Raw genomic sequence first — 13804 nt, forward strand, 5'->3', positions numbered from 1 at the left:
CCTTTCCCGCCTCACTCGCACCGCTCCAGTCGGGGACGCCCCTGACGCGCATCCTGGTGCCGCCCAGTTTGACGATCTCGCCCCTGCCCAGGAACGGGCGGAAGTCGTCCGCGAGGCGAGCGCGCAGGGCTTGCACCTCGCCCTTCGACGGCGTCTTCGCGGCCCGGGAGACGACGGCGGAGACGATCCGCTCGACTCCTTCGAGCCGGGCGACCTGCTTGGCCACTCCGAGCCGCTCACCCTCGTACAGGTAGTCCGGGAGGTCGCGCGCCGCGACGAAACCCTTCTGGGCCGCGGTGGCCGCGGGTCCCGTGGTCTGGGTCGGCACCGTGCCGGCGGCACTCGACGCCGGTCGCAGGGGCGAGATCTCCGGCGGCCGCGCCGAGACCACCGAGAGCTCGAACGCGTCCTCTTCGGACACCAGACCCGTGGTGCGACTCAGCGGCAACCGGGCGGGTACGTGCGCACCCGAGTAGGGATCGCCGTCGAGCGCGGTGCTGGTCCTGACCGGTGCGGGACTCGGGTCGTGGCCGCTGGGCAGGACGTCCAGCGGCAGATCGGTGACCGGCCCCGCGTCGAGCGAGGCCTCGTCGATCCGCTTGACGTCCTCCTCGGTCAGGAACATGTCGCGGCCGGGGCCCATCACACCCCGGCGGGTGACGTCCGCACCGGCCGCGCCCTCGCGCAGCCCGAACAACGAGAAGACCTGGTGCAGCCATTCCCCCACCGCGTCCCGGTGGTCCCAGTTCAGCTGGTCGGAACGGCGACCGTCCACAGCGGACGAACGGAACACCTCGACCGCGACGTTGCGGTCGACGTCCGCGTGCCAGCCGGGAGACTCCTCGTCCGCGATCCGCCCCGAGATGCCGAAGTGGGCATGGTCGCCGTTGGCGAACCGGTACCTGCCGTTGAAGTTCGCGTCGAGCTGCGACTGCGCGTCGGCCAGCCGGTTGCGGCGCGCGGCCTCGCCCACCCCGGACCGCGAGACGAGGTCGAGGGGCACGCTGACCTCCCTCACCCACACACCCGGCTCCACCTCGAACCGGCGCACCTCGAACCGCACGTGCCTGATCACACCGGCCGACGAACCGTCCGTCCCCCGGTCCAGCCGTTGCTCCCCGTGACGAGCGGGCGTCGCCAGCGCACGCCTCTCGCGCAACGTCTCCCGGACCGCGGATGACGGATGCCCCGGACCGAACGTCCCGACCGCGAACGCCTCCGCCCCCACGTGCTGTCCATCCGGCTCCTGAACCCGCTCGGGACCGCGTGCCGACTGGGCAGCGACCTCCTGCGCACCGAGGAAGGCGGCGACGGCCGCGGTCTCGTCCTGCTCGCGCGAACGCAAGCGTTCCTGGTCGGCACGCCCGTGTCCCGACACGACCTGGGGCACCTGGCCGCTGGGACGGGCCGACGCCTCCTGCCGGGCCGCTTCCGCGCGGGATGTCGTCTCCGGACGAGCCGAAGCCTCCTGCCGGGTCGGGGTGTCCTGACGAGTCGGCGTCTCCTGGCGGGCGGTGGCGTCCGGTCGGGCCGGCGTTTCCGGACGTGCCGCAGCGTCTGGACGGGCCACAGCGTCCGGACGGGCCACAGCGTCCGGACGGACTGGCGTTTCCGGACGGGCCGGCGTCTCCTGGCGGGCCGCGGCTTCCGAACGTGCGAGTGCGTCCGAGCGGGCCTCGCCACGGGCAGCGGCGTCCGAACGGACCGGCGTACCCGCCACGTCGGTGTCGTGCCGTCCCTCCACCGCCACGGCCGGCTGCGAGGACGTGCTCGGGCGGTCGACGGACACGGCCGGCTGGCCGGGCGTGCCGTCTGCCCTGGCGGCAGCCGGAGTCGTAGCCGCGGAAGTGGCCGGAGTCGTGGCACCGGCAGTGGGCGCAGTGGTGGGTGTAAGCGCTGCCGTGGCGGGGCGTTGCTGCGGTTCGGAGTGCGTCTGGGGTGCGGTGGAGACCGGCCCTGCCGACGACGTGCGAGGATCCGCCGCGGCCTGAGCCTGGCCGCCGCTCGGACCGGCCGGGTTGCTCGTCGTCGACGGCGTGGTCGCGCTGGCGCCCTGTGGCACAACGGGTTGTGCTGCTGCAGCGATGTTCGGGACGCCGGGCCTGGACTGCGCGGGAGGCGCGCTCTGCTCCTGGCGCCCGCCGGCGCCGGTGCTCAAGTCCGCGCCGGTGGCCGCGCTCGCGGCGGGTGGCGTCGCGGCCGTACCCGATGCGGCGACCGGCTGAACAACGGCCGCCTCACCCCGCCGAGTCGCGTCGTGTGCCGGCTGCGAGACCTGGGATGCGGCCGCATGTTCTTGTCCCGCAGAAACTTCGTGTCCACCCGGCGCCACGTCGGCAGCTACCTGGGCTTGGTGCGCGGTAGCGGTCTGCGCGACTGCCGGCTGCGCGACGGCCGGCTTTGCCGCTTCGGTCCGGCTGGACGCGGTGCCGCCGTCGGTCGACGTCCGGACATCAGCCGGAGCGGTGAACACGGTGCCCAGGGGGCGGCCGGTGGACGTGGTCACCGCGCTCCGCTCGCCCGGAGCCTGGACGACGTCCTCGCCCACAGCGCCCGAACCGGTGGACGCCGTGCTTTCCCGCGGACTCGGGATCACCAACTGGCGGTCCGCCGGTGCATCGCTGTTGGTCGCGGTGTACCGCGGCAACGTGTCCACCGACCCGCGCCGGCTGTCCGCCTCGTCAACCGTGTCGCGCCCACCGGATTCCCGGCCGGCCTCCTCGCCGGCACCGGACTTGCCGGCACCGGACTCGGTCTTGCCCTCCACGGGCTTGCCGCTGTCCGTCCTCAGGATCCCGGCCAGCTTGTCCTTCAACGCCTCCCCGGCACCAGGCCCGCTCTCCCCCGCACCGGCCTTGCCTCCCGGCGTGCCCCCGTGAACCCCGAGGCCCTGCGCCCGCGCCGCCGCCCCCAACGCGCCCTCGTACAACTTGCCCTGCCCGTGCAGCAACCAGTTGATCATCGGATTGCTCAGCGCCGCCGCCAGCACCTGACCACCCGCATACCCCAGATGACCACCCGCGCGAATCCCCCGCTGCACCCACTCCGGCATCCGCGCGCGCAACTCCGGAGTCCACAGCCTCACCACACCCTTGGCGGCCGCGTGCGCCACCCCCGCCAGCGCGCCACCCAGGAAACCGCCCAGGAACGAGCCCTTCAGCGACTGCCCGTCGAAACCGTCACGCGTGTCGGCGATGTTCTGCCCGATCTGCACACCCAGATCCAGGCCGCCCATCAACCCCGCCCCGTACAGACCGAACTTCACCGCCTGCTTCGAGGTCTCCAGCACCGCCTTGCCCGCCTGCACACCGATCTGCTTCCACGGCATCGCGGCGACCTTCGACCCCAGCGCCTTCGACGCCTCCGCGCCCACCCGCCACGACTGCACCACCGCCTGACGCACCGACAGGGCCAAGATCCGCTGCATCAACTGCTTCAACGTCAGCTGCATCACCAGCCGTGCCGCCGCCACCACCGCCGGCACGAACAAAGCGCCGAACAACGTCGCGATCAACTGCGCGACCGTGTAGAAGGTCAGCGCCGCGAAAGCGACCAGCATGATCTTCGCCTTGACCGAGTCCGCCACCGCGGTCTTGACCAGGCCCGACATCGACCGCCCCTGGGCGATCAGCTCCTCCACGCCCTTGACCACGTCATCGCGCAAGAACGCGACCAACTCGGCCGACGTCGCACCGTCCATGCCGTCTTCCAACCGCCGCGCCGCCGCCAGCACCGCGGCACGAACCGCCACCAGCTCACGAACCCACTCGTCCCAGCCCCCCTTCATCGCCTTCATGCCGCCCTCGCTCATGGGCGGCCACTTCAGGCCGATCGTCACCATCAGGAACTTCTGCAGCCATGGAGGGACGTAATGGGTGAAATCCGAACCAGCCACCACGAACCCCTTTGCACGCTGGAGAAGAACGCTCACCGCCGCTGGAACATCACTGTCCGGATTTCACCCGCGCAGCACTTTCCTCGTCGAGCTGCTGGAAGTTCCGCGACGCATCCGCCAGGTGAGCGGCCGCGCCCGTGATGGCCCCGGTGGTGCCCTCCGCGTCCTTCCGCGTGGTCGTCGACGGTGTTCGGTACTTCTGCTCGAACGCCTTGCCGATGTCGTCGTCACCCCAGCAGCCGTCGAAGTGGTCGAGCACGCCGTTGAGCTTGGCCAGTGCGGCGGTGACCGCCTCACCCGCCTCGGTGACCTGCGCGACGGCGCTCTGCACCAGCGCGGGATCCAGGCGGAACCTGTTGTCAGCCACGGTTCGTCCCTCCACCGTCGTGCTCGTCCTTCGCCGACCACTCCCGCAGGCCGAGCCCGTCCAGCATCGGCTCGAACAGCGAGTTCATCGCCTCGAGCGGATCGACCTTGCCGCTCATGAGGCCTTCCAGATCCAACCCCGGCACGGACGTCGTCCCCATGACCTCGGTGACCTTCGCCATGGCGTCCGCACGTGCGCGGGCGACCGTCTCGAGGATCAGGCTGGCGAGCTGCGCGGCCGGCATCGACCGGTACTTCGACCCGCCGAACGACAGGTCGACCAGCTCACCGCGGCCGTCGACCGTCACCGACACCGCGTGGTCCTTGGAGTGCACGACGGTGTGCAAGCTCCACAGCTCGCTCAGGCGCGAGAGCTTCGCCCGTTCCTGGTCGAGATCCGCGGAAGCGGAGTCGACCACGCCCTGCCAGTCCGCGGAGGACATCCAGTCGTTCATCCTCATCTCCTCCGTTCGTCGTTCCTGCCGAGCATCTCCCGCACGGACTCCAGCTGTTCGAAGTCCACTTCGGACTGGTTCCCCCGCGTTCCGCGGGAACCCCGGCCGCCGCTGTCGGTCACCGGCATCGGGCCGGGTGGTGGCGGCGCGGCCGCTTTGGTTTCGGCAGAAGGCTTTCCGAGCACCGGGTCACCCACGTAGGTCGCGCCCACGGCGGACTGCCAGGCACTCGCATCGGCTTGCAACGGCACCTCCGAGTGGCGGCCGGACGTGTGGTGCCCCGGCGTGGACATACCCCCATAGGCCCCCATCGGTGCATAGCCGGGTGCTCCGGCGTTCGTCCCGTTCGCGCCGGCAGGATCGGCGTTCCCGTTCAGCGTGGTGGCCACGACAGCACGCGTGTCCGGCGGAAAGGCCGCGGTGATGTCCGCCGACAGCGGTTGCACGGGCGCCGGTCCGAACGATCCCGCTCGCACGACCGGCTCTGGACCCGCGACCAGCCGCTCCGCGGCGGCCGAACCGAACGCGGCGATGTTCGCCGCGGAGGGGCCCGCCGGCCCTCCGGCGGGCACGGTGCCCGGCGATGCCGCTGCCGCCGGCACGTCGGGAGCGGACGATGGCGCCGGGCCACCGGACGTGGCGGTCATCGGCGCGGAAAGCGGTGTGAGGTCCTGGGACGCGGTGGCGAGCGAACCGCTGGGCGGCGGCCCGGCGGGAGCCGCCACGACCTGCGGCCTGCTGTCGGACCCGCCCGGCACGGCCTCCTGACCGGCGAGCTCCTCCGTGGACTCGTCCGCGCCGGTGGCCCCCGGCGAACGCCGCTCGGCGCGTTTGTCCCGCGCGCCGCCGACGAGACCAACAGGCCCCAAGCCGATCCCTGCGGTCACCGGCACCCACATCGGTGCTCCGGCCACGGCGGAGTCAGATTCGGCGGCACCGGCGAACGTCCGGTCGAACGCAACGGAGCCGTCCGCGCCCCGCCCGTTCGCCGCCTGCCCGTTCGCCGCCTGCCCGGTCGCCGCCTGCCCGGTCGCCGCCTGCCCGGTCGCCGCCTGCCTGGTCGCCGCCTGCCTGGGGGACCCGAGCGGCGCGGTGTACCCGGACGCTGCGGCTGGGACGGCGAACAGCACGCCATCCGAGCCGGCCGCCGCCTCGGTCACGCCCGGCGCGCCCGCGGTGCCCTGTGCCGCCGGCGTTCCCGGCACACCCGGCACGCCGGCGCCGGTCTCCGCCCAGAACTCGGCGTGCCCGGATCCTCCTGACCGGTCGCCGAACGAAAGGGACCCGTCGTCGGCAGCGGTTCGCGCACTGATCCCCATCGGCGCGAACGCGTTCACGCCCGTGCCCGCCGTGTCGCCCCGGCGTGTGGGCGCTCCGGCACCGCTGCCCGGTCCCGCTTCGCCCCCCGGCGCCGCGGTACCCGGATCGGAGGCCGCCTTGCCGGCGTCCTCCGGCATCGGCGTGATCCTCGTACCGATGTCGCGGTAGGCGTTGCCCAGGTCTTGGACGATCCGCAGCGCGAGTTCCTTCTTCTGCACCGCCTGCTGCGCCGCCACGACCTCCGGTGGCGGGGCTCCCTCGACCGGGGGCCGCGCGGCCGCCTGCTGTGCCTCCTGCTCCTGCTGAACCTGTTGCGCGAACAGGTCGCGGAACCGGCGCTGGCTGTAGGCGAGCACGTCGCCCGCCTGGCGCAGCGCGATGCCGTAGCCGGGCGCTCCGGCGGCCTGCGCGGCGGCCGACATGGTCGCGGTGAACCTCTGCTCGAGTCCCTCGAAGCTCGCGCGGAGCTCTCCTTCCCAGGACTCCTGCAGTTGCCTGGACTCGCGCCGGAAGTCGTCCCGGACCTGGCGCAACCGGTCCACCGCCGCGTCGAAGAGGCGCGCGTGCTCGTAGTAGAGGTCCGGACTCCGGTCGAACACCAGGGCGGCCAGCTGTTCGACCGTCATGCCCGCCAGTGCGGGATCGTCGGCGGGGGGCAGCGGATCAGACCCGAAGGCCATGGTCAGTCCCGTCCCAGCACCGGTGAGCGGGGCCTGTCGTCGTTGTCGTCGGCCCAGCTGCCCTCAGCGGCCTGGATCCACACCTGTGGTTCGCGCTCCTTGTCACCGCCGGGGCTCCCGCCCATGCCCCCCATGCCGCCCATGGGAGGCATGCCCGGCGCCATCGGCATCCCCTGCGCACCCGCCCCCGGGAACCCTCCGGCGGGCACACCCGGCGATGCACCGGCCGACACGGACGCGGGCACACCGGGAGGGACGAGGCCGCGTTGGCGGGCCGCGTCGGTGTCGAAGTGGGTCTGCGGCCCGGACGAGGCTCCCGCGGTGCCACCACCGCCGGGGCTCTCGCCCAGACCACCGATCGACGGAAGGCCACCCCCGCCGCCCGAGCCGGCACCGCCGCCGGAACCGGATCCCGTCGCGGGGTTGAGGAAGTCCTCCAGCGCACGTCCCGACGCGGAGGTGCCGCCGACCGAACCGATGCTGTCGATGGCCTTGTGCACGGCCTGTTTGGCCGCGTCCAGCGCCTCCGCCCGCTGCGGCCCGGAATCCGTGCCCGCGAGCCCGTCGATCGCCTGGTCCGCGGCGGCCTTGGCGGCCGCCGTCCTCTCGGCGTAGTCGGGCGCCGAGGGGTCACGCGCGTCGTCCAGCCCGTCGATGGCCTTCCTGGCGGCGTCGACCGCCTGCTGGTGGTCAGCGCTGCCCGCAGGCTGTCCGAGCTGGTCGACCGCCTTCTGCGCCTGGTCCTTCGCGTCCTCGACGGCCCGGTGATGACCGGGGTCGACGGCGTTGTCGATCGCGTTCTCCGCCGTCTCCTTGACCTGTTCCAGCGCCGCCTTCCGCACGGGGTCGTCGGTTCCGGCGATGAGGTCGTCGATCGCCTTGCTCGCCGCGTGCTTGGCATCCCCGTACGCCTCGGCGGACTTCTGGTCGAGTGGCTCGGCGCCCGCGCCACCACCGCCACCGGCTGCCTGCTCCGCCGGGCCGTCCGACGAGGTCGACGGTGTGCCGGCGTCGGTGATGCCGTCGATCGCCTTCTCGGCCGCGGCCTGAGCGTCCTGCAGAGCCTGCTTGCGGGCCGGATCGTCGGTCTGGCCTGCGAGGTCGTCGAGCGCCTTGCTCGCCGCGGCCTTGGCGTCACCGGCCGCCTGCTGCTCGGCCGGGGAGGGCGTGCCGCCGCCACCGGCTCCCGGGAGTCCTGCTCCGGAGTCACCCGTCAGGCCGTCGATGGCGTCGTCGGCGGCCTTCTTCGCGTCGTCCAGCGCCTTCTGCCGCTTGCGGTCGGCTTCCTGCTGCGCAGGCGTACCGCTGCCGCCGGCCGGAAGTGCCCCGCCCACGGGCGTGTCACCCGCACCACCAGCGGGAAGCGAGGACGGCCCGGCGGGCGCGGGCGAGGACCCGTCGCCGGAGGGCGAGGTCACCGGAGCACCGAGCGCGTCGATGGCCTGGTCCGCGGCCTGCTTCGCGGCGTCGAGACCGGCCTGCCGCTCAGCGGCGGCCTGGCCGGCCGCCGGGCTCGCCGAGGTCGTCGCGCCGGACCCGGTGTCGGGAGCAGGGCCGGCGGAGGCCGTCGAGGGCAGGCCTCCTGCCTCTTCGGCCCTGGCGGGGTTGGTGACCTCGGCGTCAGGGGTGGCGCCGTTGTCCCTGGTGACCGTCCCGTTGACGAGTTCCGGTTCGGACAAGGCGGCGCCCAGCTGCTCCTTCGCGTCTTCGTAAGCGGCCTTCTTCACCGGATCGTCCGTCCCGGCGATGAGCTTGTCGAGGTCTGCCTCGGAGGCCTTTCTGGCCTCTCCGAAGGCCTGCCGGTACGCGTCGGAGCTCCTGGGGTCTTCCTTGCCGGCACCACCAGTGGCGCCCTGCTTCTCGGGAAGCTTGCCGTCGTAACGGGGGTCCTGCGCCTTCGACAGACCGCTGATGATCATCAGCGGGACGAGGTCCTGACCCCTCGAGGTGTACTGGCCGCTGAGGTTGGTCGTGAGGTCCTGGAGGGCGGCCAGGAGCTTCTTCTCCACGTCGTCGTCGAGCTTCTTGATCGCCTCGTTGGTCTTCTTGGCCAGCTGGTCGATCAGCGCGCTGACGTCGTTGCCGTTCGCGTTGTTCGCGAGGTAGCGGATCCCCTCCTTGCCCACGTTCTTGATACGCGTGCTCTCCTTCACGCGGTGGGCGTCGTACTTGTCGACCAGCGTCCACCACTCGTTCGCGAACCACTGGATCGCATGGCCGATGTTGCCGACGGACATGCCGAAGTCCCTGCGGCTCAACGTCTGGAAGACCTCCTCGCTCTCCTTGAGCAGGTCCTTGGCGTACTTCTGGAACTCCTCGCCGGCGGAACCCTCCAGCGCCTCACCCATCTTCTTGACCTCGGCCGCGAACGCGTCGTTGACCTCGCCCAGGCGCTTGGTCGCCTTGGCGAAGGCGTAACCGAGGTCGTAGAACGTCTCCGCGGCGTGGTGGGAGGACAACTTGCCCTCGAGGCCGTTGCTCCCGCCACGCGCGCCGTAGATCAAGTCCTTGACCACGTTCGCCAGCGCTTCGTAGCTCGTGTACTGCCGTGCGTTGAACCCTGGAGCCGTGTCGTCGTACGCGCCTACCAGCAAGTCGTTGCTCTGGGTCTCGGCCACTGATCGACTTCCTTACCGGGAGGACTTGATTGGTGGACGGACGAACGTCGGGAACAGGGCCGCCGTCAGTGCTTCGGGGCCGGCGCGGGCGCGGCGGTGGGCGCGGGTGCCGCGGGAGGCGCGGAGGCGGGCTTCGTCGGCTGGCTGTACCCGTCGTCGGGCCTGACGTTCCCACCGGCGCTCGTGAAGTTGTGCTCCCTGGCCTCGGTCTCCTCGGCCAGCCTGCCGACGCCGTCGGCGATCTTCGCCTGGAGATCGGTGATGCTCGTCCTGATCCGGTCGGCGTTCTCACCGTCGGCGTTCTGGAAGTCCTCCGCGATCTTCGTGAGCCCCACCCTCATGCGTTCCATCGCGATCTTCAGGTAGTCCGCGTGCGCGACGACGCCGTTGCGCCGGTCGTCGACGATGCGCTCCAGCCACGCCGCGAGCTCGAACTTGCCAGCGTCGGGCCAGTGCGGTTTCAGCGCGCTGAACGCACTCATGTCGTGCATGATCGAGCCGATCCTGTCGGCCGACGCCTTGACGACTTCCGGGTCGAACTTCGTGGCCATGGTCAGACCTCCTCGGACAGGCGAGTGACGGGCCGTACCACGCCGATCGCCTGGGAAACCAGGACTTTCACTCGAAATACTGCCATCGTGGTGGGCTCTGTCACGATCGACGGACAGGCCCTCCGCACCTGGGGGAAGATCCCTCACCAACCGGTTGTCCGTTGAGGACGGAGACTCCGGTGGACACGCACGAGAGCGACGGCGGACGCGGTGCACCGAGCGGAACCGGCACACCGCGTCGGGTGGAGCAGCACTACCAGGTCTGGATCGACTTCGCGCCGCTGGAGTCCTGCTGCTGCATCCGTTCCGCGGCGTTCACCAGCGCGGTCTTCAGCAGGCCCAGGTTGTCGTGGTTTTGCTGGAGGTCGTTCGCGAGGTCGTTCGCGATCGTGTTGTACGAGTCCGCGGTGGAGCCCTTCCACTCGACCATCGCGCTCTGCACCTGACTGCGCATGTCGTTGGTCTGGCGGAGGATCTCCTCCGCCTTGCGTGCCATCGCCGACACGCACTCGTCGATGACGGTGTAGTCGTAGGTGATCATCTGTTGCGAATCCCTTCGGGGTGTTCGAGAAAGACCCGGCTCTTCCGATCAGGCGCCGGCACCGAGGAAGGAACCGGTGATCATCGGAACGTTGAGGATCGCCTTGTTGGCCTCCTGGTCGGTCCCTTCCTGGTTCTTGCTCTCGCGCACGATGTTGTCCGCCATCGCGCCCAGGTGCGCGAGGACGTTGCGCTCCAACGCGTTGATCCACTCGTCGCAGGTCGACTGCAACGCCGTGGTGGCGCCACTCGTGCTGCGGCTGGCCGTCTCCGCCACGTGGTTCCTGAGCTGCTGCAGCTGGCCCTTGATGTCCTCCGCGGTGGTCCGGTGCTTCTCCGCGAGCCTGGTGATCTGATCACCGTCAACTGAAGTCGAATGGGACACGACGCACTCCTCCTCATCGGGTGTTGCGTTTCCGAGCGTATGTATTCCGAGTCGCGTCTCACGGCGAGCGCGGCACGGGAAGCGCAAGGGGAGGGACTCCACTCACGGCGACCAGGTCCGAAGTGCGGCGGCACGGCTCAGCACCGGCCCTGCCGGCAGCAGGCCGAGCAGGGACGGCGGTGTCGGGACGGCGAGATCTTCCCGGAACCCCAGTGCTGTCAGCGTGTCCGCGTCGGCGATCGGATATCGGACGCCGTTCTCGCTGATCAGGCTCAGGGCCTGGCCCTGCGCCCCTGGCGCGGGCTGGTTCCTGACGAGCGCGCCGCCACCGGGGAGCACCGCCACGCGGTCCGCCACCGCTCCCGCCTCGTGCTCGCCCACGGGTACGGCACTGCCGTCCACAACGGACGCGGGGAGAAACTCGGTCTCCCCATCGGTGCCGCCCGCACGGAGCTCGTACCGCACGCACGCGTAGTTGTCCCGCGGAGCACTCACGATCTTCGGTGGCTGGGGTGGCAGGCCGTTCAGGTAGTCGACGTCATCGGGAACCGGAATTCCCCGCAACGCCACGGGACCGACGTCGACGGGAGCGACCACACCGTCCGGATAGGCCTGCCGGGTGCCGGGCGCCGCGAGCACCAGCGCCGCGGCGGTCCGGCTCAACGGGACCACTCCGTCCTGGCGCAGCAGGTAGAGCTGGTCGGAGTCGACCGCGGGGTTGCGCACGCGCAGCACCTGTCCGATCGTCCGCGGTCTCCCCTCGATGACCGGGCCGGGCCGGCCCGCTCCCTCCGTGCTCGGCATCGAGATGTCCGGCCCCTGCTCGATCGGGTTGAGCCACGCGGCCGTCACCGCCATCGGGCGGGTGTCCCCGTAGCCCAGGGCTTCGAGGAAGTCCCGGCCGGCGACGAGATGACGCCTGCCCTGCCACACGAGGTGGATCTGACCGTCCGGAAGGGATACCAGCAGGGCCTCGCCGTCCGCGACCTTCCGCCCCGGCGCTTGGCCCAGCAGCACGGTGACGACGGGCAACGCACCTGCCGACGTGGACGGTGCGGCCTGCACGCAGGTCGTCCACGGCCCCGAGGAGAGCTTGTCGGCCGCGGGAAGCGCGTCGGGAGCACCGACGATGCCGATCGCCTGGCCGACAGGGGTGTCGCCGAGGGACTTGCGCGACACCGAGTGCACGACGCCGCCGCTCGCGTCGCCGGTCGCCAGTCGCGCGGACGCGTAGTTGAGCACCGGCCGCAGCTCCCCGCCCAGGTAGGCGTACCGGGTGCCCGACGACTCGTCCATGACGATCGAGCCGTTCTGCTTCCAGCTGTCGTTCCCGCCGGGGGCGAAGATTCCGTAGATGCCGAAGACGGCCATCAGGATCCCGGCGACCAGTACTCCGAAAACCGTACCCGTGTTGAGGCGCTTGTACGGCGAATCGAGGACGTCCGGCTTTCCGGTGACCACAGCGGACACCAGCCGGCTCACCACGAAGAAGTAGGCCTGTACCTGATCCCTCTTGGACTGCATCAGCCCGCCAATCCGCGCATCGTCGCGTACACACCCAGGACCTGGAGCAGGATGGGCACCACGGCGATCGCGGTGACCGTCTCCAGGACCTCGACGGCACGGCCCCAGTACGGCCGCAACCGCCTGCCCGCCAGGCGTTCCGCGGCGAGGAGTGCGAGCAGCCCTGCCACAAGGACCGGGACGAACAGGAGCACGATCCGGTTGAGCGCGGGCTGCCCGGCGGCGACGTGCACCAGACTCGCCACGACCGCCGCACCGGCGGGTACCACGTGCGCCCACCGGGGCACGAGCACGCTCGGATGCCTGGACCGCAGCACCAGCAGCAACGCCATCACCAGCGCCAGCACCATCGCCCACACGTGCCCGCTCGCGACCAGGAAGGGCAGCAGCAGCGCCTGGGCGAGTCCCAGCCCCACGTGCAGCGAGGTCGAGTAGCTCACCGTGGCGGCGCCACGTTCCACGATCACCTTGTGCGGCACCGGTTCGATGTCGTCGCTCAGCTCGCCGGCGCCGGTCGGCAGCATGGGCAACGTCAGTCCGGACAACCGGAAGGCGATCGAGGGCACGAACGCGCTCGCGACGAGGCTCAGCGTGAGTCCGATGGCGACCGCTTCGTACGCGTCGACCGGGAACAGCGACCCGGCGAGGCCGGTGGCGCCCATGACGGCGGTGAAGAGGAACGCTCCCGCGAACAGGAGCCCGGAGTCCGCCACCGCGACGAGCCCGACCGTGAGCGCGAGCAGCACGGCCGCAGAAGCGCTCGTGAGCCTGGCCGTCGCCGCCGGGTCCGCGCTGACGACCCGCACCAGCAGATCCCCGCACACAGCGGCATATCCGCACGCCGTTCCCGCGAGGACGGTCGCCGACCGCGGTCTGGCCACGCCACGGGCGACCATCGCCGCCGCCCCCAGCAGCACGACCGCCACGAGACCGGCCAGCGCCGCCTGCACGGCAACCGGTCCCGCTCCCGGCAGGACCACGACTCCGGTGAGCAGCAGGACGGACGAGGCCGCCCTGAGCAGCCACCGCGTCTTCGCGGGGTCCCACGCGCCGGGGTGCTCCCGGACCTGCTCGCCGACACCGTCCACCAGGTCGTCGTAGTCGATCGCGGCGAACTGGTCGGCCCGCGGCCTGAAGTGCACCATCTCCCCGTCGAGCAGGTTCAGCTCCGCGAGGGTGCGGTCCTCGTCGAACGGCGCCTCGCCCACGCGCTGCACCACCCAGCCCTCGTGGTCGGCACCCTCCTCCACGCGCTCGGCACCGAACTGGGGCAGCACCGCGGGCAGGAGCTCCACCAGGGGAACGTCGACGGGAAGCGCGACGTCCATGGTCTTGCTGCCCAGTACGAACCGTAGCTTCGCGGATGTCGTTGTGCGATGCTGTGGCTGTTCTTCCATACGGTGCGCCACCCCTTCCGCTGCGGTTCGTCACCCGATCCAGGCCAGAACCTAAGCCGCGCGCGTGAGCCCC

At 71.2% G+C, this 13804-nt stretch carries 10 protein-coding genes (1 of these 10 running past the window's edge); all 10 read right to left on the reverse strand.

The genetic code is table 11. The features are described from left to right. On the reverse strand, window positions 1-3895 hold the 5' end (the start) of the coding sequence (locus ACFWV3_RS02850) for a hypothetical protein (RefSeq protein ID WP_382407513.1). 26933 nt of this gene lie to the left of the window's left edge; the window shows 3895 of its 30828 coding nt (coding positions 1-3895); its start codon is at window positions 3893-3895; its stop codon lies off the left edge, out of view. 49 nt (window positions 3896-3944) lie between these two features. Next, a complete protein-coding gene (locus tag ACFWV3_RS02855) occupies window positions 3945-4262 on the reverse strand; it encodes a WXG100 family type VII secretion target (protein WP_382407515.1) in 318 nt (105 codons plus the stop codon). Then, on the reverse strand, window positions 4255-4716 hold the full coding sequence (locus ACFWV3_RS02860) for a YbaB/EbfC family nucleoid-associated protein (protein ID WP_382407517.1): 462 nt from the start codon (window positions 4714-4716) through the stop codon (window positions 4255-4257). The genes ACFWV3_RS02855 and ACFWV3_RS02860 overlap by 8 nt, the downstream gene beginning before the upstream one ends. Window positions 4717-4718: 2 nt before the next feature. Next, entirely contained in the window at window positions 4719-6716 is a 1998-nt protein-coding gene (locus ACFWV3_RS02865) for a hypothetical protein (protein ID WP_382407519.1), read from the reverse strand. Window positions 6717-6718: 2 nt separating this feature from the next. Next, entirely contained in the window at window positions 6719-9334 is a 2616-nt protein-coding gene (locus ACFWV3_RS02870; protein WP_382407521.1) for a hypothetical protein, read from the reverse strand. Window positions 9335-9399: 65 nt separating this feature from the next. Beyond that, complete coding sequence (locus tag ACFWV3_RS02875; protein ID WP_382407523.1) at window positions 9400-9885, reverse strand: hypothetical protein; 486 nt, start codon at window positions 9883-9885, stop codon at window positions 9400-9402. A 253-nt stretch (window positions 9886-10138) separates the two neighbouring features. Continuing rightward, entirely contained in the window at window positions 10139-10426 is a 288-nt protein-coding gene (locus ACFWV3_RS02880; RefSeq protein ID WP_382407525.1) for a WXG100 family type VII secretion target, read from the reverse strand. Window positions 10427-10474: 48 nt separating this feature from the next. Next, entirely contained in the window at window positions 10475-10810 is a 336-nt protein-coding gene (locus tag ACFWV3_RS02885; protein ID WP_382407527.1) for a hypothetical protein, read from the reverse strand. Window positions 10811-10912: 102 nt separating this feature from the next. Next, window positions 10913-12334, reverse strand: coding sequence for a type VII secretion protein EccB (gene eccB / locus ACFWV3_RS02890; RefSeq protein WP_382407529.1), 1422 nt, complete (start codon window positions 12332-12334; stop codon window positions 10913-10915). Next, window positions 12334-13731 (reverse strand): type VII secretion integral membrane protein EccD, encoded by a 1398-nt coding sequence (gene eccD / locus ACFWV3_RS02895; protein WP_382407531.1) that lies wholly within the window; start codon window positions 13729-13731, stop codon window positions 12334-12336. Before eccD ends, eccB begins: the two co-directional genes overlap by 1 nt. Window positions 13732-13804 lie beyond the last annotated feature (73 nt).

Source organism: Lentzea sp. NPDC059081, from assembly GCF_042738015.1.
GTDB lineage: Bacteria > Actinomycetota > Actinomycetes > Mycobacteriales > Pseudonocardiaceae > Lentzea.